This is a genomic window from Arenibacter troitsensis (genome assembly GCF_900177645.1).
GTDB lineage: Bacteria > Bacteroidota > Bacteroidia > Flavobacteriales > Flavobacteriaceae > Arenibacter > Arenibacter troitsensis.
In genome coordinates, this window is record NZ_FXAO01000007.1 from 300269 (window position 1) to 323800 (window position 23532).

The window sequence follows — 23532 nt, forward strand, 5'->3', positions numbered from 1 at the left end:
AATTATTTTATGGAAATTAAATTTTTAAAAGCTGGGAAAGGTGATGCAATACTAGTAAGTAGTAAAGGAGAACATATGCTGGTTGATGGAGGGGATGATGCTACCTACTTATTTAATGAACTAGATGCAATTTATAATAAGGGTGAAAGTTTAAATTGTCTAGTTGTTACTCATCATGATTCAGACCATATCAAAGGAGTTTTGGAACTATTTGAGGAGCTTAGTAATAATCGTTTTGGAGTTGCAAAGGATTTTATAAAAAGGATTTATTTTAATTCACCTAGATTGTTTTTAGGAAAAAAAATATCTACTGGTTCCAATGAACTATCATATAAGCAGGCATATCAATTGGAGGAAAAAATTTGTGAACTAGATATTCTTTGGGACCAATTATTAACGGAAAAATCAAATATTTTTAATATTGGAAGTTTTAGGGTTAATTGTTTATCTCCAACAGATGAGATTGTGGATAGTTATTCTAATAATTCAGGCGCATACTTATCATCTCTCTCTGAAGGCGATTGGGGGAAAAGTCTCGTAGATTTATCAAAGTATGTGTCAGATAAGAAACTAGATAAATCACCTCCCAATGAAAGTAGTATTGTATTGGAAGTTGAAAGTGATAATTTCAAAACATTATTAACCGCAGATATTACTCCTAAAAGATTAGCGCAAGTTGTATCTGATCTTTTTAAAAGAAATGATAATAAATTATTGCAATACAATTTCTTTAAATTACCTCATCATGGTAGTCACAGAAATATTACCAAAGAAATTCTTTCAAAAATAGCCTGTGATAAATATTTCATTAGTACTGATGGAAACAATCATTATTTGCCAAATAAGAAAACAATATTAAAAGTCCTTGATGGGAGAATTAAACCTGAAGGTAAAACTGAGTTTTATTTTAATTACCAAGAGGTTATCGATAAGCTTCAAATAACTGAGGTTGAAACTAAAAAAGGAAAATTTGAATTAATAGGGAACAATAAAGATTATGGATACTGTTTTTCAGCAATTTAAAAGGTGTGCGATTAAGATTAATACTGAAATATCAGGTGTTCCAAAATCGTCGTCTGGTTTTTTAATTAAGACAACAGCATTAAATCGATACGATTATATATTCACAGCAAAACATTCATTTTACGAAGACGACGAGGACACAGAAGTTTTTATTGAAGATATTAGTTTTATAGAAATACTTGCTCATAAAGACAAGCAATTAAATAGGTGTTTTTATATTTCAAATAAAGAAATATCGAAACGTTTCATTGAGTTTGAAGTTGATTTAGTCATAATTTTAATTGATAAAATAGAAGATCCATCTATACCTAACATTCAAGTTTCAGATAATATTAGTGATAAGTGTATGTCATGGTCTATTACTTCGGTAATGCCTGACAAATTACAAAATTTAGATTTAACCAAAAGTGATCCTGAAGACAAAAGGTATACAATATCAAAATTTACACAGCCCGGTTCGTTAAAAGGATGTTCAGGTTCAGGTATATTATCAACAGATAGGCCTGTTCTACACGGTTTTATAATGAGGCATCCAACCGAAGAGTTGGAAGGTCAATATATAGATGCAGTTGATATTTCTTTTAGTGATATAAACTCAATATTGGTAAAACGTGGTTTGGAACCAATTAATATAGAGAATGAATCAAAAGTTGTTCGAGTTGTTAATGATAGTTTAGTTGTTAATCTTGAAGAAGTAATTATAAATGAGGTTCGTTTAAATTTAATAAATGCAACAACTAAAGTAGAAGCGGATTGCGTTGATGATTGGTTTCACGACCCACTATCTTATGTAGATCTCAGAGGAAGTGATTTTTTATTTAAATATTTTCATGACAATTTCTTAGGTAAGAGATATCAAGTAACTAAAGCAGAGACTTTTTTCTTGCCAAAATCTTCTTTTACACTCCGAAAGGCACTTGTGATGCATTATCCAGATAGGCTATATTATACTGAATTAGTGGATGTATTAGGGAATAGTATTGATTCTTGTTTAATTCCTGAGGTTTATTCTTCCAGATATAGCTATTCCGGCAAAGGGGCTTTAATTATTTCAGGAGTCGAACAGTGGAAAAAAATAAAATATCAGATTAAGAAGTATTCGCACCAACATAACTATATAATAGAGATAGACATATTGAATTTTTATGACAACATAAATACAGATATTCTTTGTGATAAGCTTTTGGCCGTATGTTGTTCTCCAAATGAAAGAATAGCTACAGAAGAATTAAGAGGTGTTTTGAATGTTTTTTCTTCAAAAACCAAAAGTGGTATTCCTCAAAATAATGACGCCTCTTCATTATTAGGTACATTTTATTTGAATGAGGTAGATACTTATATGACTCATCTAGTTCCTAAATATTTACGGTTTATGGACGACATTAAAATATTTTGCGATAATGAATTTCAAGCTAGACGATTCCTACGATTAATTGAAATGAAGCTAAGGGAATTGAAGCTTTCATTGAATAGTCAAAAAACTAGAATTATTAATTTAAAACCCCTTGAAAAAGTACAAAAAGAAGAAATTCAAAATGAATATCGCAATTTTTTCAATTTAAAAAGAAGTAAATTATCAGCGTTATCTTTATCAGATAGTATTATTTATCGAAATGAAGCATTTCATTTAGCTATTAATTTAGTTATTGAATATTTAGAGGAAGATTCAATTGGTGAGGGTAACAATGAAAGAACATTGCTTCAAGCTCTTACAATCTTAAAAAAGGGAAAAGTACGGGGAATTTCAATTGAAAATTATAAAGGTAAAATATCAAAGATACTAGAACTACTACCTAAACTTTTGAAGGAACGTCCTTGGCTTACAACACAAATAGTATATTTAATCGCAATTATCGATAATAAATACGTGCCAAGCAATATATGGAACGAAATTACAGAGATAGTTACTGAAAAAATGTACAATACTTACCCTTGGCAATGCTATCATTTATGGTTATTGCTGGCAAAGCATAAGATAAGCAATACTGTTTTATCTAATTACGTTTCTAATGTTCTCGATTCAAACGATGTGATTAGCCGACCCGTTGTTGCAGCTATGATGATCTACATGGGGAGTATCGATGAAAATTATAAAAGAATAGTTTTGAATAAATATAAGGACGATTATATAAGTGGCTCGTTTCAAGAAAGAGCAGCCCTGATAACATTAAGGAGCTTTACTACTGAGGATGTTTGTAACAAAAAGGATAACACTGCTATTCACGAGTCTTTACATAAACATAAAGACAAAGAATTGATCTATATTAATGGAGAGTGTGATGAAGATTATTCGGAAATAATACAAATGTATTCTTTATGATGAAGGTAATTTTTAAAGCCAATGAAAACTGGCATTTGCTTGATATCAATTCAAGTGAGTTAAATAAGGGGACTATTATTGAAATTCAAAAACGGATTCAACATGATGATTATATTTATTCCTTACAAATATCCGATTTCATAAGAGAGTTTGATAATGAATTCCCTAAAAAAGATTTACCAATATTAATTGATATAGAATCCTTTACTAAGCAATTCTTACAAAAGTCGAAACCTTTAGAAACTCAGAAAAAGTGGAACTTCTTCAAGTTTTTAAAGGAGCAAAATTATTTATCTGACGAGTTTAAAATTCAGGATTCAATAAACGAATACTTATTAAAGATAGGAGACTTTATCCAAAAGACTATTGAGGTGAGCGACCCCGATGAACTTGATCGATTAAGAAGTATAGAAATTCCTATTAATGAATTGATATATAATCGTCAACGTAAAGGTCTAGCCATTGATGAAAGTTTATACCCTGGTTTAATAAAGAGTACAGAAGAAGAACTTTATGAAATTAAAAATGAATTACAACTCAATCATAAAATCTATACTCCTGAAAAACGATCAACTCAATTGGAGTATTTAAAAAAAGAAGGAATTGAAATAAAAGGATCTGTATTGGCCACGTTTAAGAACAACAAGAATAAAATAGAATTATGTGATTTATTCTATAAAATGTTAAGAACAAAAAATGAATTGAGCGCATTACTATACTTAACCATGACAAGAGGTGGACATTCACGTACTTATCCTAGTTATCATGGATTTGGTTCAATTTCATCAAGGATTACACTTAGACAACCTGGACTTCAAAATTTAAGAAAACAAACAAGAAAGGTCATTAAACCGGATATTGGAAAAGAGTTTATATATATAGATTTCTCTCAATTTGAAGCAGGCATATTAGCTTCTTTAAGTGAAGATAAAAAACTTCAAGACCTTTATAGTGAAGATATTTATGACGACATAAATAAAAAGGTATGGGATGACTCTAGAACAAGAGATGATGCTAAAATACTTTTTTATATGTATATGTATGGTGTCGAATTTAATTCAATACCTGAAAATGATTATTTCAAATCCTTCACAAAGCTTAGTACATTCAAGGATAAAATTGAAAATGAAATAGAGTCATCAGGTAAAATAGGGAGTAGTAATGGTAATAATAGAGTATTAGAATTAGAGGACAAGTCCATTGCTTTGAGTCATAGAATACAAGCCGAGGCTTCCTTGATATTTAAAGAAGCCCTTTTAAAGGTTGAAAAAGAGATTCCTGAAATTGATTTTGTTTTACCAATGCATGATGCAGCATTATATCAAATTAATATTCAACATGAGGATAAAGATAATGTTAAAGATAAGTTGAAAAGTGCCTTTATTGATGTTTTTGCCAAAAGATGCCCTGGTATAAATCATTCTGTAAGCATTAAAAACTTCTATGATGACCAAACTAACTGAAAACGACATAGAATTATGGGCCATTGAGGAATTGCAAAGCCTGGGTTGGCACTATATTCATGGTGCTGAAATAGCACCAGACGGAAACAAACCTGAACGTAATTCCTTCGCAGATGTCATATTGCGTTCACGTCTTCAAGAAGCCATAACCAAGAACAATCCAAACATCCCTTTTGAGGCGCGGCAAGAAGCTTTAAAAGCTGTGGAACGTATTGCCTCACCAGAGCTGATGGTCAACAATCAGGCATTTCATAAAATACTTACCGAAGGAGTTCCGGTAGAATACCGCAAAGATGGTGTACAGCGAGGTGATCGAGTTCAGTTATTGGGTTTTAATAACCCCACCCAGAACGATTTTTTAGTGGTGAACCAATTCACCATTATTGAGAATAATAATAACAAACGCCCTGACCTTATTCTTTTTATAAATGGCTTACCGTTGGTGTTGTTTGAGCTGAAAAATGCAGTAGATGAAAACGCAACCCTACTTTCGGCTTACAAACAAATTCAAACTTATAAAGAGACTATTCCCAGCCTGTTTGCTTTCAATACATTTTGTGTATTGTCAGACGGTGCAGATGCTAAAGCAGGTTCGTTATCCGCAGGTTTTTCACGCTATTTAGCCTGGAAAACAAGTGATGGCATCAAAGAAGCTTCTACCCTAAGCAGTCAGTTAGAAGTACTTATTAAGGGTTTAATGAATCCCACTATCTTATTGGATTACATTCGTCATTTTATTGTTTTCGAGGAGAGTAAAAAAGTGGACGCAACTGGTATTACCACCATTCAAACCATAAAAAAGGTAGCTGCTTATCATCAGTATTATGCCGTAAACAAAGCAATTGCATCAGTTACCAATGCTACGGCTTCGGACGGGGATCGTAAAGGTGGCGTAGTGTGGCATACCCAAGGAAGTGGAAAATCGCTTTCTATGGTATTTTTTACAGGTAAGCTCGTTTTGCAACTGGACAATCCTACCGTTTTGGTGATAACCGACCGTAACGATTTGGACGATCAGTTATTCGACACCTTTGCCTCCTCCAAACAGTTGTTAAGACAAGTCCCAGTACAAGCAGACAACAGGGAACATTTAAAAGATTTACTAAAAGTAGCTTCAGGAGGAATTGTATTTGCTACCATACAAAAGTTTCAACCCGAAGATGGCAGTAATGTATATGAAGAGCTATCTGCTAGAACTAATATTGTAGTGGTAGCCGATGAAGCCCACCGTACGCAGTATGGCTTTAAACCTAAAACCATAGATGTAAAAGACGATGATGGCAATGTGGTTGGTCAACGCTTGGTGTATGGTTTTGCAAAATATATGCGTGATGCGCTACCCAATGCAACATATTTAGGTTTTACAGGAACTCCAGTGGAATCAACAGACAACAACACTCCTGCTGTTTTTGGTAATTATGTGGACATCTATGACATTGCCCAAGCAGTTGAAGATGGAGCTACCGTTCCAATTTATTATGAAAGCCGGTTGGTAAAAATTAACCTTTCGGAAGAGGGTAAACAATTGATTGAAGATTTGGATGAGGAATTGCAGGGAGATGAATTAACCGAGACACAAAAAGCCAAAGCCAAGTGGACTAAGGTCGAAGCTATTATTGGAAGTCCGCAGCGTTTAAGAAAAGTGGCCGAGGACATCGTTTTCCATTATGAGGAACGAAGCAATAGCGGTTTGGAAGGCAAGGCAATGATTGTCTCCATGAGTCGTCAGATTGCAGTGGACTTATATAATGAAATAATAAATATTCGCCCACACTGGCACAATGATGACTTAGATAAAGGAGCCATTAAAGTAGTTATGACAGCTGCATCATCAGATGGTCCGGATATGATGAAACACCATACTTCCAAAGATCAACGAAGAGCTTTGGCAGATAGAATGAAAGACAATTCGGATCCGTTGAAGTTAGTCATAGTTCGTGATATGTGGCTTACAGGGTTTGATGCTCCTAGCATGCATACCCTATATATTGACAAACCGATGAAAGGTCATAACCTGATGCAGGCAATTACAAGGGTAAACAGGGTTTATAAAGACAAACCAGGTGGGTTGGTAGTTGATTATTTTGGCATTGCATCCGATTTGAAGAAAGCCCTTTCTTTTTATTCTGATAGTGGAGGGAAAGGAGATCCGGCAGAAGCACAGGAAAAAGCTGTTCAATTAATGTTGGAAAAGCTGGAGGTGGTTTCTCAATTGTTTGATGAAAAACCCGTCTTGGACAATGTAAGCTATCAAATGGCAGCCGAAGATAAAACGTTATACGGGAAGCCTTTTGCCTACGAAGATTATTTTGATGCTTCAGTTAAGCAAAAGCTAGAAATAATACTCTCAGCAGTAGAACATGTACTGAGTTTAGAAGATGGTAAAAATCGTTTTGTTCGAGAAGTTACGGCATTATCCAAAGCATTTGCCATTGCACTGCCGCATGAAGAAGCCATGGATGCCAAAGATGAAATTGCATTTTTTCAAGCAGTTAAAGCTCGCATTCAAAAGTTTGATACAGGAGCTCAAACTGGTGGCAAGTCCGATTACGAAATAGAAACCGCAATTAAACAGGTGGTAGATCAAGCCATCGTTTCAGAACATGTGGTGGATATTTTTGATGCAGCAGGAATTAAGAAACCTGAACTTTCGGTATTGGACGATGACTTCCTGGAAGAAATGCGAGATATGAAGCACAAAAACCTTGCCTTGGAAGTTTTGAAAAAATTGTTGAACGATGAGATAAAAATTCGATTGAAGCATAACGTAGTTCAGAGCAGATCTTTGATGGAAATGTTGGAGTCGTCCATTAAGCGTTATCAAAACAATTTGATAACAGCAGCAGAAATCATACAAGAAATGATTGATTTGGCCAAAGAAATAAAGGAAGCAGATAAGCGTGGAGATAAAATGGGCTTATCCAGGGACGAATTGGCTTTTTATGATGCGGTGGCCAATAATCAAAGTGCCAAGGATTTATTAGGCGATGAAACTTTGCTCAAATTGGCAAGAGTTTTAGTTGAGCGTGTTAAAGAAAATGCAAGCATTGACTGGACTGTAAAGGAATCAATTAAAAAGAAGTTGAAAGTAATCGTAAAAAGAACGCTTCGACAATATGGTTATCCACCGGATTTGCAAAAGTTGGCTACTGAGACGGTATTGCAACAGGCCGAAGCTTTGGCTGAGTTTTGGAATAATTAATAATAAAATTGATGAATCAAGAAGAAATAATTCGTGTAATCTAATCTCCAAAAATTCAAGAGGTTATTGCCTCCAAAGAATTTAACTTTCAAATGGCACAGGATGCCTTAATGAAGTGGTTATGATTGGAAATTGATGATGTGCTATGGGAATCGTTAATCAAATTTTCCACAGATTATAATTAGTTATTAGAAATTACCGACATACACCTGAATTTTGAGAAAATTAAACGGGTGCTTCTTAAAATTCGGATTGTGCTTTCTTCTGGTCATATTACAGTAAAATAAAAATCCTAACTTAATTTAATGTCCGACTAGAAGGGGAAATTATAGTTGATATAATAAAAAAGGTGTGAATAAATGTTAGTATCAAATTTGCAATTATAGTTCGCATTTATAAGTAAACAATTTCTTTAGAATGTAGTGTGGATTTTTTGGATTTGAAAAAGGGGAGTGAATTTGCACATTGAAAAGTGCATTTTAAAATATGAAATACAAATAGGCAGATTTATGATTAAAGGAATCAAATTTGACAAAAAACTGGACGGTCAATTTAGTGGTACCAACTACTTTGGTATTATTAATAATTTTAAACAGGTAAATACTTTAGTTGGCGTAAACAATTCAGGGAAAAGTAGATTTTTAAGAACAATTTTTTCCGAAACAAACCTTGTAAAATTTATTTTCAGTATTGATGAAAATATAAAGAACACATTAAATAATATTTTGGTTCAAATATTTGCGCGACTTGATAACATAAAAAGATATGGAGTGATCTATAAATATCGAAGTAGCTTAGATATATATGCAAAAGATATTTATGAGGACAACGATAATTCTATAAAAAGTATTCTAACATTATACTGGTTTTTAAGCACACTTAAAGAACAAGAATTTGTTTTGACAAACGATTCTATGGCATATAAAATTCCACCTGTGATTTCTGAAGTTGAAACCCTTACAGCCTCATTTGGTTCAATTGTGGAAAGGTTGGGAATTGAGAATAGTTTGGTTGATAAAATATACATTCCGATTTTGAGAGGTCTTCGGCCAATAGCACAAGAAGGCGAGAATTTTTTGAACACCGATATATATTTAAATAGAACTAAGAATGATTATTTTAAGGAGACAATTCCGAATGGATTGATCTTTACTGGCTTATCAATTTATGAATGGATTAAAAAACTTCTATTAGGAGATGAATCGGAAAGGAACGAAATAAAGCAATTTGAAACTTTTTTAGAAATTAATGTTTTTAGACAGAAAATAAATTTAATACCAAAATACGATGATGATGTTTTGCATATTAAAATAGGGGACGATTTACAGTTTCCAATTTATAAACTTGGTGATGGTCTCCAAACTTTAATTATAATTCTGTTTCCAATATTTATAAATCGAAGAAAACCTCATCTGGTATTCATTGAAGAGCCAGAAACACATCTTCATCCAAAGTGGCAAAGACTTTTATATAGGTCTATATGCCAATTTGAAAACCACACTTATTTCTTATCTACTCATTCATCCGTTTTCATTAATTCCCCTGAAAATTCAATATTCATTATTTCGAAGAAAAAAGGAAAAACTCATATACATCATTCTGATATCAAAACAGAAAAAATTTCGATATTGAAGGATCTGGGGTATAAACCAAATGATCTGTTTCAAACAAACTATCTTTTATGGGTCGAAGGACAAAGTGATAAGATTTATCTTAATTATTTAATAAAATATATTGATAATTCACTAGTAGAAGGTGAGGACTACAGTATAATGTTTTATGGTGGAAGTTCGTATAAACATTTTTTATTAAACAATGGCGATTTGAACCTAGAGTTCATAAAATCTTTAAATCAAAATTATGCGCTAATAATGGACAGTGACAGAACAAAATCTGGGCAAAGATATAACCTTAAAAAAAAGGCTATAGTTGATTTGTTCAGAAAAAATAAAGCATATTGTTGGTTGACAAAATTAAGGGAGATAGAGAATTATATACCATTTAATCATTTCATTGAGGCCGTGAAAGATGTTCACAAGGTGAAAAATATTGAAATTGAATCAGGTGATTTTGGGGATAGATGTAAATATGTTGATTTAGATGCAAAGCCAAATTTTAGGCCAAGTATTAAATTAAGCAATAATTTATTTAGTAAAATTCAAAAAAACAAAGATGGCTCTCTAACCGGTATAAAATCTGAGGAATTAAGACGAGAAATAGAGTTCAGTCTAGATAGAACCAAGAAAAATTTCAACCAAATTGATAAAATAAAAGTAGCGGAAAAAGTTGTCCATAATGGGTTCAGTATTGAAAGTGATGAGCTCCAAAAAGCAATAACTACAATAATTGAAGCCATTAAAAAGGCTAATGAATAAATAATAAATGTCCAATAATTGATGAATTCTAAAATTTCCTAAATCTTTTATAGAAGCTTATGACTCGAAAATTGCAGTTGTACATCGAGATAATTTTCGGGAATTTGTGAGGTAGACTTGGTTCCAAACCCCTACAAAAGAAGCTCACTGGCCCCATCCAGAACGGCACTATCAAACGCCTTTAAATAAGTTTGTGTAGGCACCTTCAGAAGTAGATTAAACACTTGATATTCAGCATATTAATTCGTATTTTAGATAAAACAAAACCCCGAATATGAGTCTCCAGCTCTAAAAACGGGGTATTATCTTAATTACGTATGTACAATATACGCAGATTCGACAATTTTCAGCACACTTTTTTATTTACATCGCGCACCGAGCAGTTCGAACTGTTCTTCGATCGCTTTTTGGAGGGAGACCTCGGGAAGATCTATACTGCCGTTCCATGGGAGGAACTGGTACGGACCTTTGGTCTGGGCGATGCCCGAAAAGGGCCGCTATCGATATTCGGTCCCAAGGGGAAACTGGCCCTGATGTTCCTAAAGCATTATGCCGGATGTTCCGACAGACGTTTGGTGGAGCAGCTCAACGGTAATATCGATTACCAGTTCTTCTGTGGCATCGATCTTGGGGGCAAGCGTCTGACGAACTATAAGATCGTTAGCGAGATCCGTTGTGAACTGGCCAAAAAGATGGATATCGATAAGGTCCAACGGACACTTTTCGGTTCCTGGTCGGCGCACATCGGCGATAAGCATAGTGTAGTGATGGATGCGACCTGTTACGAGAGCGAGCTCAGGTACCCCACCAACGAGAAACTTTTATGGGAATCGGTGGATTGGAGCTACCGCCAACTAAAGGCTATCTGTAAGGTCCTGGGGATAAAGACCCCCCGGACCAAGTATCTGAAATGGAAAAGGCGCAACATCTCCTACAGCAAGATGCGGCGCAAGACCAGGTCGAAACGGACCAGGTTGGACCGCAGCCTCCTTCTGCTCCTTGACAAGATCGATGGCGAGCTGGACAAACTGGAAAAGGGCCATGGACTCCGAATGCCGGAGAGGTACCATCGGCGCAGGGCAACGATAAGAAAGATATACGAACAACAGCACCGGATCTTCCATACCGGTGAAAAACCGACAGGGCGTATCGTAAGTATCTGCAAGGATTATCTCAGGCCGATCGTGCGCGGGAAGGAAATAAAGGCCGTTGAGTTCGGGGCAAAGGTCAACAAGTTCCAGATCGACGGCATCAGCTTCATAGAGCATTTGAACTTCAATGCCTTCCATGAGGGCAACCGGTTCCAGGAAACCATCTTCAGGGTACAGCACCTTACCCGGACCAGGACCAGACTGGCCGGGGCGGATGCCATCTATGCCACCAACAAGAACAGAAAGTTCGCCACCAAGTATGGTATAGGGACCGACTTCAAGCGCAAGGGAAGGGCAGGGAAACACGAAGGGCAGCGCAGACAGATGGCGGCCATGATAACCAAGGAAAGGGCCACGCGACTGGAAGGAAGTTTTGGCAAGGAAAAAGAGCACTACCACCTAAAAAAGATCAAGGCCAGGACCAAAGAGACAGAGATCTTGTGGATATTCTTCGGTATCCATACGGCAAATGCCCTGGAGATCGGTAGGCGAATGGCCAGAACACTACAACAAGCGGCATAATCCAGGGCGGGGCAAAAGAAATCATGGGATACCTGGCCAAAGGCCCTACCAAAATCGATCCAAGAGCATACCTCCTGTTCAAAAATCAAGATCGGGCATAAAAAAATGCTCCTAAATAAAATCTAAGGGCAGTTAATATTCTATGTGTTCTACAAAATTAAGCTAACTCCTGAAAATGCCTGTGTAACGGCTAGGTTCTGATGGCCTATAGATTCACTGATAATTTCGGTAGCTACTCCTTTTTGTTTGAGGCAATTGACAAAACTATTCCGGGCAACGTAACTGTTGATATTTATTATGTTATTTCTAAGGGGTGTCAACAATTCCTTTTTTAATCTCACTTAATAAATTTTTAACCTCAAGTAAAGATTTGTTCATGTTTAACGCTAGAATGATTTCTGTATTTTCCGCTTTTGGTTTTTCTTTAATTGCTGCCTCTATAATACTCATAATGGTGTGATATAGCTTTTCATTTGTTGCTAAAATTGGCTTCATTTTTCGGCCTAAAATTCTGGCTGCTGCTTTAGTCATTTCAAAATCATCATTGAAAAGGTCTAGGTGATTCCTATAAGCTTCTTCCTCGTAGAAATCCCACCCTGAATTTAATAGCAATGAAATATCTTCTAAATCTTTGATTCTATCTTGTTTATCATTCCAAGAAATTAGTTTCAGAATTATAAGGCCAACCACAGGCGATGTAATCAAGGAAAAACCGGCATCTTTAATCTCAATCTCTTCGGCATGATCTCCAACTTCTTTAAAGCCCAGGACCGAAAGGGAAATGTCCCGTTCATTAAAGTTAACCGTATAGTCCTGCTCAATTTTGCCATAAGGCATAAGGTCTAATACTGTATTGGTTTTGTCATAAATCAAACGGTAATTTTCCTTTGTTTTTCTAAATTTTCTGTTACACAATTCTTCAATTAGGTTGTCATAAATTTCCAAATCAGGTACCATTACTGCAAAGTCAATATCGGCAGTTCCTCGAGCGGGTTTGATACCAGCTTTATATAGTTGCACATCCCTAGCGTTGGCACCTATTAAATAGTAGGTGATATCGTAAGTTGTAAATACTTCTTCTAAAATCTTGTATACCTCTCCATGATTGGCAAATGAATAATCTTTATAGGTTAGGTTTGATGTACTCATCGAAGATTATTTTGGCAGTTTCTATATTTCTATCGTTGCCGGTGTAAATTAATTCTGCGTAAATCAAAAGTGGATTGGCCGCGGTTTCGCTATAGTGATGAAATAATTCAATACTTCTAGGTTTCCAAAAGGATTTATATACACAAATATCTCCATTGACGTCTGGGATCATTTTGAAAGGCCCTATTAAATCTGCTTTGCCTCTATTAGTGAAAAACGAGTATTTTTCTGGATTGAGGTAGTTTGTTATAATCTTTGCACCATATTCGTTACCCCAGCAACTCTCAAGAGTTGAACTGCTATCTTTTATTTTAAAATGTTCTGGAGTGCTAAATCGGTAATTGCCTATTTTATGAGTCGGTAAGATTTTCTCATTTAGTAGAGTTACCCACTTGTCTAATAATTCTTCTCGTCTAATTAATTGGTATTTTTTTTCGGTATCCCATTTAACCACAAAACCTTCGTTTATTAGTCCATTTACTGTTTTGCTTACTGTGCCTAATGAAACGCAACTAACCTCTGCTAAATGCTCATAATTAGCATTAATCAAATCTGGCTTTAGCAATAAATGTAATAGAACTTGGCCACCCGCTCTTGTGAAAACTTCGGAGTATACGTTGTAAACTGGTTTGGCGTTTCCCTTTTCTATAAAAATTTTTAGATTCTTTAGATCTAAAAAGGCATTGCCATAACTATCAATATAGTTTATGCCATTTGTTTTTAGGGCTTCCTTTGACTTTGGTGTAATATAATTGGCACCGACTAAAAAGGCATTTGGTTGATGATGTTGACCAATTCCTTTAAAAATAGCGATATGATTTGGTCTAATCTCCGTTCTGGTATTAGCGTACACCTTCTCTCCGTTTATGGTTATAACAATATCCGACTCTGCATGCTGGTCATGTGATTGCTCGATTTTTACAGGAAAATCTAAGTTGTCAAAAAAATCTTTTATTGTGAGAAATTCAACCATTTTTCATTTATTTTTAATTTTCACGTAACATGAAAAAACAAATTTAATGAAAATATAAATATGTATCAGGAAAAACCATTACAAGAAAAGTACTTTTCAATCTATTTTAGGAAAAAAGTCTACGCAATGTAGCACAACAAATTAATGTTAAATCACATAAACTGAAAAAAATCTATGTGGAGGAAGATATTCCAACGCCTCAAACTGGGTATTGCGTAAAATGGAAACATGGCTAACCCTGCTTCAAAGCGGAAATGGATATCAATAAATTGGATTCAACAAAAGCTAAAATGGAGATAAGGAAGTCCTAGTCCCTATGGAAGTTAAATAATTTCAGGATTTTTCAACCTCCTCAGGACCGCTCATAAAAGCATGGGGCGGAGAAAAAACGCCCCATGCCTTTATCCATGCCAACCCACAGACATTTACTTTAGATAAAGCCAGAAAAGTAAGTACGTGGTCTATTTAGTTTTTATCTAACGCTTATTTTCCGTATCTATAAAAAAAGGATAAGATTGGGGCCAGTTGGGATCTGGTACGTATTTGGGGTTGTGTTCACCTTACCCACTTATTTTATTTAAGCTATAGAAGCACTTCTAGTGCCTTATCCACAATCTCGGCGTCAAGCTCTTTAAGGTAGGCTTGTGTAACAGCTAAATTCTGATGGCCTAGTGATTCACTAATTACATCGGTGGCCACTCCCTTTTGTTTGAGGCAATTGGCAAAACTATGCCGGGCAACATAACTGCTAACGTTTTTCGTGATATTACATAATTTAGCCACTTCCTTAAGCTCTATATTATAAATCCCCAACATTTTATGTTTTCGATCGGCCAGTTGGGTGGGGGTATAGTCTTCACGAAACAACAATGGAAATACGTACTTGTTGCCATAGCCGTGAACGCGATAATAGTCCAAAATTTTTTGAACTGGGGGCATAATGGCTATAGAGAAGTTTCCTTTGGTCTTCGCTCTGGTGTAATAGATGACATTAGCCTCAACATCTTTCCATTCCAAGCACATCATATCGGCAAAGTTCATCCCCCTCGTATAGAAGCTGAAAACAAAGTAATTTCTGGTATTGATTAAATGTGGGTGGTCAGACAAATCTAAATTGATGATGCGCATAATCTCTTCAAAATCCAAAGCACGTTTAAATCCTTTCCCTCTTAAGTTTGATATTTTATAGGTTTTAAAGGGATATAAGCTTTCTTTTATTACACCCCGCTCTATAGCTTTGTTAAACAATGCCCTTATGGCCCTCATTTTAACACCAACGCCACCATCTGTACCACCTCTAGATCGAAGGAATGCATCATATTTACTTAAAAAAGCAGGGTTTACCTCTCTAAAATTTAACTTCTTCATTTTATGAAAAATTTGTATCGAGGTTTTGGCATCTTTATAGGATTTTGCATTACCGATGCGTCCAGCAAAGGTCATTTCTTGAATAATCTCATCAAAAAAAGCGAAAACATCATTGCTTACTGGGTTAAACGTAACTCTATATCTTGAATCAAATTCCTGTATACTGTAATCGGGATTTTCAATTTCTAAATCAGTTATAATTTGGTAAGCTCTTTCTTTGAACTTTACAAGTAGTCTGTTGAATTGAACATGGTTAGGATTTCTTTTATTGAAACTTCCTGTTGAATCTATCCATTCATCCAATTTTGCATTGAACGGTGTTTTGTAGTGCCTACATTGCCTTTCTTTTGTTACGCGCAAACAGACGGGATAGGTGCCATCCGATAACAATTTTTTCTTGAGAACGATTTTAAGTGTAATCATATTTTATAAATTTGGGGACAACATTTAATCTTTCAAACCCTTCTATATCCTGTTGCATATGGTAGAAATGGGGACAACATAGGGACAACAAATGGGTTATTAAATGTAAAAATTGTATTTCTAAATACAAAACAAATTTTCATAAAACCTTGATAATCAATGTATAAGCAGCTAAATGGCACTACATGAAAACTCGTCTTTAGCGCCTGTTAATCAGAGGGTCCTTGGTTCGAGCCCAAGAGGGGGAGCAAAAGTGGAAATCCAACTTATGAAAATAGGTTGGATTTTTTTGTTTAAGTGCCTTTGTTTATAGGGCTGTACAAAGGGATATCCAATTCCCATATACTTTTACTGAAATTGGGTTAGGGTGTAAATCTACCCCTAAAAAGGTACACAATTCGGCGCCCCATTGTGTGCACCACCGACAAACGTCGTAGGCTTTAAAAAAGGCTATGAGCCACTATACCGCCATAAGGAACTATGGGTCCACCTTATAGAATTAGATAAAGGCTTTCTTAGGTCATGGGTTAATTAACTATGTTTTTCAATTGCATTTCTATTTTCTAAAATCAATTTTGCTTTGTCTATTTCGGTATCCACCCTTCAATATGACAACATTTATATTTAATTAAGCTTTTGCGCATAAGCTATGAAGATTATCAATTGCTTTGTAGCATTTCGGCAATGTTGTCGTAATATTCTTGAGTTACTACTTTAGTCCAAGTTGTTGGTTGTTCGGCGCCGTACAAAGCCAAATACGTTACATCACTATCTTTGGTTGACGAGTGCCAGTGTTCGGTATCTTTTTCACATTTTATTATATCACCTTCTTTCAGAATTACGGCTTCTTTTCCTCTTTCTTGATAATATGCTTCTCCAACTACAATTATTAAGACTTGTGCAGAACTATGTTTGTGCCAATCCAAGGTTGAGTTGGCTTTAAAGGTTGCTTTGGTGATGTTGTATCCCAGTTCTGCATCGTCGTGAATAATGGCGTTAAGCCAAGCTTCTCCAAGGTAATGGGTATTGGGAGCTTTAGTGCCGGCTGTAAGAAATGAGGAGACCTTATATTCGGAATCTTGCGAAAAGGCGGAGATTGTGGTAATAATAAACAGGACTAAAATTGATTTTTTCATAATATACTTTTTTATATATTTTCTTTGTGGGCCATCATTGCTTGTGAATAATGGTAATTATTATGTTAGTGACGTGTCTACGTACCTAATTTACCAAATAAACACCAGATAAAAATCCGATCTGTTACATTTTTGGGCGTGGTAGGATTTTTCAGGATCGGAATCGAGCCGGATCAATGGTAGAAATTTTCTCTTTGGAAGTAGGTAGGAATGAATGATAGCCCTTCTTGTCTACTAAAATAGATTATTTGGGATATTCTACTCAACGGATATTTGTCAGCGCTTAAATAGTGCATCATTTTTTAATGTATACATAGTAATGGGGCACAGGAACTCTTGAGGCAGGTTGTAAGTGGGTATTATATTTTACGCAAGGCTGTCCAAAAAAAATATTATATTTAAGACTTAATATAAAATAGTACAAATGGGAAAATTTGAAATTAAAAAAGACAAATCCGGACAGTTTCGGTTTAATTTAAAGGCATCCAACGGACAGATCATTTTGGGAAGTGAGGCATATACTACCAAAGCAGCTTGCGATAACGGGATAGCATCCGTAAGAAAAAATTCGCAAGAAGACGCCAGATATGAGCGCAATACTGCTAAGGATGGCAGCCCATACTTCAACCTTAAGGCGTCCAATGGTCAAGTAATCGGTAAAAGTGAAATGTATTCAAGTACCGCTGCCATGGAAAATGGTATTGCTTCGGTGAAGAAAAACGCACCTGAGGCTGCCATTGAGGATAACTCATAATGGTCTTTGGAACAACAACGGGTTACGTTGATAATTACCAGGAAGGGCAGTCATAAAGACTGTCTTTTTTATTTTTTACCCATTTGGCAAGCAAAGTCTACCCATGGCGGAGAACGAGGGATAACAGTGGGGCACAAATGGAAATCCAACTTATGAAAATTGGTTGGATATTATGTTTATCGGCCTAGGACTTTGTTAAATGATTCCATTGCATACACACTGAACTAAAGGCTGTCTTATTCAATCATTGCGCGTTATAAAAGAAATTATATTTGGAGCTATACCGATCTAGAAGTATGTGGATCTTTTTTTAAAGATTTGAATATTAAGAATAAAACTTGAGGCATTTCCTCTCTTATTGATTGCCTCAGAATCGAAAAGGCTTTGGTGATATGGGCCTCTACCGATTTAATAGATACTTGTTTATATTCGGCTATTTCCAAATTGGTGAGTCCATCATGTTTACTCAACATAAATATTTCCCTGCATTTGGGGGGAAGGTTTTGTATGGCCCTTTTTACTAATTTTATTTTTGCTTCCAAGGCATGGTCATCTTCATTTTCCACCATAGTGGTAAGCGCATCAATATATTTTTTCTCCAAGGGAACTACTAATTTCTGTTTGCGATATTCGTCTATAAATTCGTTGTAAACCGATTTATAGAGAAAACTTCTAATTTCAAAATCGGATTTTAACCTATTTCTTTTCTTCCAAGTACGGATAAAAACATTTTGGACAATGTCTTCAGCGGCTTTCTCATCATTACTAAGGCTATAGGCATAAATACAGAGCTTATGGTGGTAGGTGTCCACTAGAAACGTATAAGCTTTGGAATCCCCAGATTTTAGAGCTTCTATCAATTCTAAATTGCCAGAATATTTGGTCAACATATGGTAATTTGGTAATTATTGGTGGTTTATTTGGGCAATTTAAAAAAAATATACTAAAAAAGTTAGGGTTATGTAAATTCCATACGTATTAAGTGTAAATGGTACGTTTCTAATGAACGATAAGCAAGCAAAAGAACTAATAGCCAAATTCCTGATCCAACAAGCCTCGGCCGCTGAGTTGGATGCGCTAATGCTATGGTTGCAAGATGCTAAAAACGAACAATTGTTCAGCTCCTATGTCCAAACTAATTATGCCATTGAACACCAAATGAGACAATTTGATCCCAATAGATTAAAAACCAAGTTGCAGCTATTAATGGACGAAGACATCAAGGCTGTTAAGCGAAAAAAGATCCGTAAGATTATATCTTATTCGGCTGCGGCGGTGGTTACGGTGTTATTGGCCACTGGCTATTTTCTACAGAACAACAGTTTTAATAAGCCTATAGAAACGACCCCCAGAATAATTAGCAATAATATTAATATAGGGTCCAACAAAGCCACTTTGACGCTGGAAGACGGCTCTCAAGTTGCCTTGGAAAAAGGGAACACTTATCAAACACCAAATGCAAGCAGTAATGGCGAAGTAATCGTATACGGAGCGGATAAAAGTGATGGGGCAAGAGCGGTCTTTAACTATTTGACGGTTCCAAGGGGAGGACAGTTTCACCTGGTATTATCCGACGGTACTGAGGTTTGGTTAAATTCCGAATCCCAACTTAAATATCCGGTAAACTTTATAAACGGGCAAACTCGCAAAGTAGATTTGGTTTATGGGGAAGGGTACTTCGCTGTTTCACCCAGTACGGAACATGAAGGTGCAAAGTTTGTAGTTTCCAATCAATCACAGGAAATAGAGGTATTGGGTACCGAATTTAATATTAAGGCCTATAAAGACGAAGCAAATATATATACCACCTTGGTAGAGGGCAAGGTTGTCCTTAACACGGAAACTGCTAAAAGAGTCCTGCAACCGTCGCAACAGCTAAATCTAAATCTTTATGATAACAGTATGGAAGTGGCTACCGTTAATGTTTATAACGAGATTTCGTGGAAAGATGGCGTTTTTAGTTTTAGAAGAAAGCCCCTTGTGGAGATTATGAAGGTGTTGTCCCGCTGGTATGATATGGACGTTATTTTTGAGGATCCAGAGTTGGAAAAAGCGGGGTTTAACGGGGTACTTGATAAAGATCAGAAAATAGAAGACATATTGAATACAATTAAAAATTTCAAGGTAATTGAAGATTATGAAATAGTTAATAAAACTATTCTCTTAAAATAAAATAGAATTAATAAAAAAGGGAGCGAAGGAGAACATTTAGCGGTGCATCAACTTCGTCCCTTTAGACTGTATTACTTAAACCAATGTTTAACCAATACCATGTAAATTTATGAAAATTAAATTAATTAAGTCCCGGTCATTCGTCCGATGGCGAATGCTAATTATGATGATGAGAACCTTTATTTTTCTATTGTGTACAACCGTTTTTGGGATAACGACTGAAAAGTCATTTTCTCAAGAAAAAATAACAATAGACGTGGATAAAGTAGTCTCTGTAGATGAGGTTTTTGATATTATTCAAAACCAGACCAAGTATCGTTTTATATATCCAGTCGATCTGTTTGCAGATGCTCCTCAAGTACAATTGAAGAAAGGAGAGATTGCAGTGGATGAGCTTTTAAAACAAAGTTTGTCCAAGAGTCCGGTAGAATTTGACCTGTCCCGAAAAAATCGTATTGTGATTAAGGAATGGCATGCCGATACAGGGCCTGCCGAAGAAGTGTTGTCGCAACAACAATTCGAAGTTTCGGGTACGGTAACGGATCAGGCGGGTCAACCCTTGCCAGGGGCAAATATTGTTGAAAAAGGAACAGCCAATGGGGTTACCGCAGATTTTGATGGGAATTTTTCTATAGATGTTGCCAACGAAAAGGCAATTTTAGTAGTTTCTTACATTGGTTATGCTACGAAAGAAGTTCCCATTAATGGGGAGTTCAATATCAATGTTGTGCTGGAGGAAAGTGCTGCTGGCCTTGAGGAGGTAGTTGTAGTTGGTTATGGAGCGGTACAACGGAAAGATTTAACCACTTCCATTTCAACGGTTAAGGCAGAGGAAATATCAAAAATAACTACCGCTTCCTTTGATCAGGCGCTTAAAGGTATGGCTCCGGGATTATTTATTGCGCAATCTCAAGGTGCTCCAGGAGCCCAGCCGGACATAAGAATTAGGGGAACTAATTCGATTTCTGCGGGTACTGCCCCTTTGTATGTAATAGATGGACTGGTAATTCCAAACAATAGTGGTTCGGCAAATGCGTTTGATGTGGATCAGGCAACACCGGGTGCAACGAATATATTTGCTACAATAAATCCGGACGACATTGAGTCGATTGAGGTATTAAAAGATGCCGCAGCTACTGCAATCTATGGCGCAAGAGGAAGTAATGGAGTGATTATCGTAAATACTAAAAGAGGTAAGTCTGGCCAAGCTAAGATTAATTTTGACTATTATACGGCTCTAGCCAACATTTCCAAAGATTACCCTTTAACCAATGCGGTTCAATACATTACTATAGCCAATAGATATACTGATGCCAACGGTGCAAATCGATTGTTTACGGATGCAGACTTGGAAAATTATTCAGGTACAGGAGGTACCGATTGGCAAAATGCAGTTTTTAGAACTGCCATAACTCAGAATTTTTCCCTTTCAGCATCAGGGGGTACTGATAAATTTTCATACTTCCTATCCAGCTCGTATTATGATGAAGAAGGGATAGTTATAGATAATGATTTGAGTAGATTTTCAATTAGGGCAAATTTGGATGCTACACTCGGAAAATTCAAACTTGGAAATAGTATGACTGCCTCGTATACAACCAACAATGATATTCCATATGGAATAGACCGTAATCCACAGGCAGGTCCTGCAGTTATTTCCAGTGTTTTGCAAATGCCTCCTACAGATCCCATTTTTAATGCGGATGGGACATACTTTGTATTTCCAACAAGGTCATCTGGGGCTATAACAAATCCTGTAGCTATTGCAAAAACTCAGGAAATACAGTATAAGACACTAAGAAGTTTGGGCAATTTCTTTTTGGAATATACAATTTTTGACGATTTGAAAATACGCTCAAGTTTAGGATATGATATTTTTTCTAGAAGTGATGGAGTTTACTTTCCTAAGGAGACTACGTTATTAGGAAGTGAGTTGGGAGGGGTAGCCAGAAGGGCGAGTACTTTAAATCTGACCTGGTTAAACGAGAACACCTTAAGCTATAATAAAGAATTTGGAAATCATAAGGTTAACGCCGTTATTGGTACAACTTTTCAAGGAAATCATTTAGAGGGTGTTTTTGCTGGGTCTTCCAATTTTGTTACCGACGGGTTTAAGTCTTTTAACCTTGAGGCGGGAGCATCGGATTTACCTCCAGGGTCAATCCTTCAAGAATGGCAAGTCTCTTCATTTTTGGGTAGGGTGGCATATGATTATAAATCAAGATACTTATTAACTTTTTCTGGTCGATATGATGGTTCATCAAGGTTGGGACCTAACGATCGTTATGATTTTTTTCCAGCCGTCTCTGGTGCGTGGAGAATAAGTGATGAACCTTTTTTCGAAGGCATATCAAATAAAATAGATTATTTGAAACTTAGGGCTAGTTATGGAGTAGGAGGTAACGATCAAATTGGTAATTATGCTTCCTTTCCAAGTTTTAGCACAACTTCTGTGCAATTTGGAAGCACGTCGTCTACTGGGGTGATTCCAGGCAGTTTTGGCAATCAGGATATTAAATGGGAACGAACGACACAGTTGGATATTGGCCTGGATGCAACCTTTTTTAATAATGTCTTAAGTCTTACAGCTGATTATTACGACAAAACGACTACAGACTTGTTGGCTCCAAGGGTATTGGCTTCTGAATCAGGTTTTTCTAACATTACGGTTAATGCGGGTGAGATTAAGAATAGTGGCTTTGAATTGGAGGTTGGAAGCACTTTTAACCTAGGTGAGTTCGCAGTGGACCTAAATGCTAACGCTTCCTTTGAGAAGAATAAGTTCATAAGTCTAGGAGAGTTTAATCAGGCAGATACATTACGAACAGGTAATACAGCAAGAATTGTTGGCAAGCCTTTGGGAACTTGGTTTATCCCGCAGTTCAAAGGTATATATCAAATAGGGCAAGAGGCAGAGGCAGCGATTTATAATAAAGAAGTAGGAGATCCTATTATCGAAGATATAAATGGAGATGGGCAGATAATTCCATTGGATGATTTTAGGGCAACTGATTTAAGTGCTCCCAACAAGTACTTTGGATTTAACGGTAATGTTCGCTATGAAGGGTGGGATTTAGGCTTTTTCTTTCAAGGAGCCTTCGGTCATAGAATTTATAATAGGGATTTTGCGGAAAGAGGCTATAGAATTAATCAAGGTCTTAGTAACTTTTATACGTCTTTATTAGATGCGTGGACTCCTCAAAATCCAAGTAATACTATTCCCAGATTGAATGCAAATATAAATCACCTAGTTCATTCTGGGACTGTTCAAAAAGCAGATTACATTAGACTTCAAAATGTAACAATAGGATACAATTTCGATAAAAGGGTTTTAGATAAACTAAATGTTTCAAAATTACGATTGTATTTGAGTGGACAGAATCTTGCCACATTCACAAAGTATGACGGATTAAATCCTGAGGCGTTTAATGACAATGGATCCTATCCATTGAGTCGCACTTATAGAATTGGAGTTAATATTAGTTTATAAATAAAATAAAA

The 23532-nt window shown here is 35.9% G+C and carries 14 protein-coding genes; 9 read left to right on the forward strand and 5 right to left on the reverse strand.

Going from position 1 to position 23532, the window contains the following annotated elements:
- The first annotated feature begins 9 nt into the window (after positions 1 to 9).
- The 6 genes from B9Y87_RS16775 to B9Y87_RS16800 all read left to right on the forward strand — a co-directional run bounded on the left by B9Y87_RS16775 (position 10) and on the right by B9Y87_RS16800 (position 12056).
- Entirely contained in the window at positions 10 to 1023 is a 1014-nt protein-coding gene (locus B9Y87_RS16775; protein WP_085500118.1) for a ComEC/Rec2 family competence protein, read from the forward strand.
- Positions 998 to 3343: an RNA-directed DNA polymerase gene (locus tag B9Y87_RS16780; RefSeq protein WP_085500119.1), complete on the forward strand. Its 2346-nt coding sequence runs from the start codon at positions 998 to 1000 to the stop codon at positions 3341 to 3343. The genes B9Y87_RS16775 and B9Y87_RS16780 overlap by 26 nt, the downstream gene beginning before the upstream one ends.
- Complete coding sequence (locus B9Y87_RS16785) at positions 3340 to 4806, forward strand: DNA polymerase (protein WP_085500120.1); 1467 nt, start codon at positions 3340 to 3342, stop codon at positions 4804 to 4806. The genes B9Y87_RS16780 and B9Y87_RS16785 overlap by 4 nt, the downstream gene beginning before the upstream one ends.
- Entirely contained in the window at positions 4787 to 8008 is a 3222-nt protein-coding gene (locus B9Y87_RS16790; RefSeq protein WP_217807531.1) for a type I restriction endonuclease subunit R, read from the forward strand. The genes B9Y87_RS16785 and B9Y87_RS16790 overlap by 20 nt, the downstream gene beginning before the upstream one ends.
- Before the next feature lie 509 nt (positions 8009 to 8517).
- On the forward strand, positions 8518 to 10383 hold the full coding sequence (locus B9Y87_RS16795) for an AAA family ATPase (protein ID WP_085500122.1): 1866 nt from the start codon (positions 8518 to 8520) through the stop codon (positions 10381 to 10383).
- A 317-nt stretch (positions 10384 to 10700) separates the two neighbouring features.
- Entirely contained in the window at positions 10701 to 12056 is a 1356-nt protein-coding gene (locus tag B9Y87_RS16800; protein WP_085500123.1) for a transposase, read from the forward strand.
- A gap of 306 nt (positions 12057 to 12362) precedes the next feature.
- Here the strand turns inward: B9Y87_RS16800 and B9Y87_RS16805 are convergent, their stop codons facing one another.
- The 4 genes from B9Y87_RS16805 to B9Y87_RS16820 all read right to left on the reverse strand — a co-directional run bounded on the left by B9Y87_RS16805 (position 12363) and on the right by B9Y87_RS16820 (position 17105).
- Positions 12363 to 13205 (reverse strand): nucleotidyl transferase AbiEii/AbiGii toxin family protein, encoded by an 843-nt coding sequence (locus tag B9Y87_RS16805; protein WP_085500124.1) that lies wholly within the window; start codon positions 13203 to 13205, stop codon positions 12363 to 12365.
- The gene (locus B9Y87_RS16810; protein WP_085500125.1) at positions 13180 to 14178 is read right to left on the reverse strand and encodes a type IV toxin-antitoxin system AbiEi family antitoxin; all 999 of its coding nucleotides are present in this window, start codon (positions 14176 to 14178) and stop codon (positions 13180 to 13182) included. The genes B9Y87_RS16805 and B9Y87_RS16810 overlap by 26 nt, the downstream gene beginning before the upstream one ends.
- 582 nt (positions 14179 to 14760) lie before the next feature.
- Positions 14761 to 15969, reverse strand: coding sequence for a site-specific integrase (locus B9Y87_RS16815; protein WP_085500126.1), 1209 nt, complete (start codon positions 15967 to 15969; stop codon positions 14761 to 14763).
- A gap of 659 nt (positions 15970 to 16628) precedes the next feature.
- Entirely contained in the window at positions 16629 to 17105 is a 477-nt protein-coding gene (locus B9Y87_RS16820; RefSeq protein ID WP_085500127.1) for a cupin domain-containing protein, read from the reverse strand.
- 424 nt (positions 17106 to 17529) lie between these two features.
- Between B9Y87_RS16820 and B9Y87_RS16825 the strand changes: the two genes are divergently transcribed.
- Positions 17530 to 17859 carry a YegP family protein gene (locus B9Y87_RS16825; RefSeq protein WP_085500128.1) on the forward strand — a complete coding sequence of 110 codons (330 nt, stop codon included), beginning with the start codon at positions 17530 to 17532 and terminating at the stop codon, positions 17857 to 17859.
- Positions 17860 to 18137: 278 nt separating this feature from the next.
- Here the strand turns inward: B9Y87_RS16825 and B9Y87_RS16830 are convergent, their stop codons facing one another.
- Positions 18138 to 18749, reverse strand: coding sequence for an RNA polymerase sigma factor (locus B9Y87_RS16830; RefSeq protein ID WP_085500129.1), 612 nt, complete (start codon positions 18747 to 18749; stop codon positions 18138 to 18140).
- 112 nt (positions 18750 to 18861) lie between these two features.
- On the opposite strand from B9Y87_RS16830, the gene B9Y87_RS16835 reads away from it, so the two are divergent.
- Together B9Y87_RS16835 and B9Y87_RS16840 are read left to right on the forward strand one after the other, a co-directional pair.
- A complete protein-coding gene (locus B9Y87_RS16835; RefSeq protein ID WP_085500130.1) occupies positions 18862 to 20031 on the forward strand; it encodes a FecR family protein in 1170 nt (389 codons plus the stop codon).
- Between the two features lie 109 nt (positions 20032 to 20140).
- Positions 20141 to 23521 (forward strand): SusC/RagA family TonB-linked outer membrane protein, encoded by a 3381-nt coding sequence (locus B9Y87_RS16840; protein WP_085500131.1) that lies wholly within the window; start codon positions 20141 to 20143, stop codon positions 23519 to 23521.
- Positions 23522 to 23532: the final 11 nt, after the last annotated feature.

Bases quoted from the DNA above. Each gene is read 5' to 3' on its own strand.
- B9Y87_RS16785 (WP_085500120.1), top strand. From the start codon at position 3,340: ATGATGAAGGTAATTTTTAAAGCCAATGAAAACTGGCATTTGCTTGAT.
- B9Y87_RS16810 (WP_085500125.1), bottom strand. From the start codon at position 14,178: ATGGTTGAATTTCTCACAATAAAAGATTTTTTTGACAACTTAGATTTT.
- B9Y87_RS16835 (WP_085500130.1), top strand. From the start codon at position 18,862: ATGAACGATAAGCAAGCAAAAGAACTAATAGCCAAATTCCTGATCCAA.
- B9Y87_RS16800 (WP_085500123.1), top strand. From the start codon at position 10,701: ATGTACAATATACGCAGATTCGACAATTTTCAGCACACTTTTTTATTT.
- B9Y87_RS16820 (WP_085500127.1), bottom strand. From the start codon at position 17,105: ATGAAAAAATCAATTTTAGTCCTGTTTATTATTACCACAATCTCCGCC.
- B9Y87_RS16795 (WP_085500122.1), top strand. From the start codon at position 8,518: ATGATTAAAGGAATCAAATTTGACAAAAAACTGGACGGTCAATTTAGT.
- B9Y87_RS16790 (WP_217807531.1), top strand. From the start codon at position 4,787: ATGATGACCAAACTAACTGAAAACGACATAGAATTATGGGCCATTGAG.
- B9Y87_RS16840 (WP_085500131.1), top strand. From the start codon at position 20,141: ATGAAAATTAAATTAATTAAGTCCCGGTCATTCGTCCGATGGCGAATG.
- B9Y87_RS16830 (WP_085500129.1), bottom strand. From the start codon at position 18,749: ATGTTGACCAAATATTCTGGCAATTTAGAATTGATAGAAGCTCTAAAA.
- B9Y87_RS16775 (WP_085500118.1), top strand. From the start codon at position 10: ATGGAAATTAAATTTTTAAAAGCTGGGAAAGGTGATGCAATACTAGTA.
- B9Y87_RS16780 (WP_085500119.1), top strand. From the start codon at position 998: ATGGATACTGTTTTTCAGCAATTTAAAAGGTGTGCGATTAAGATTAAT.
- B9Y87_RS16805 (WP_085500124.1), bottom strand. From the start codon at position 13,205: ATGAGTACATCAAACCTAACCTATAAAGATTATTCATTTGCCAATCAT.
- B9Y87_RS16825 (WP_085500128.1), top strand. From the start codon at position 17,530: ATGGGAAAATTTGAAATTAAAAAAGACAAATCCGGACAGTTTCGGTTT.
- B9Y87_RS16815 (WP_085500126.1), bottom strand. From the start codon at position 15,969: ATGATTACACTTAAAATCGTTCTCAAGAAAAAATTGTTATCGGATGGC.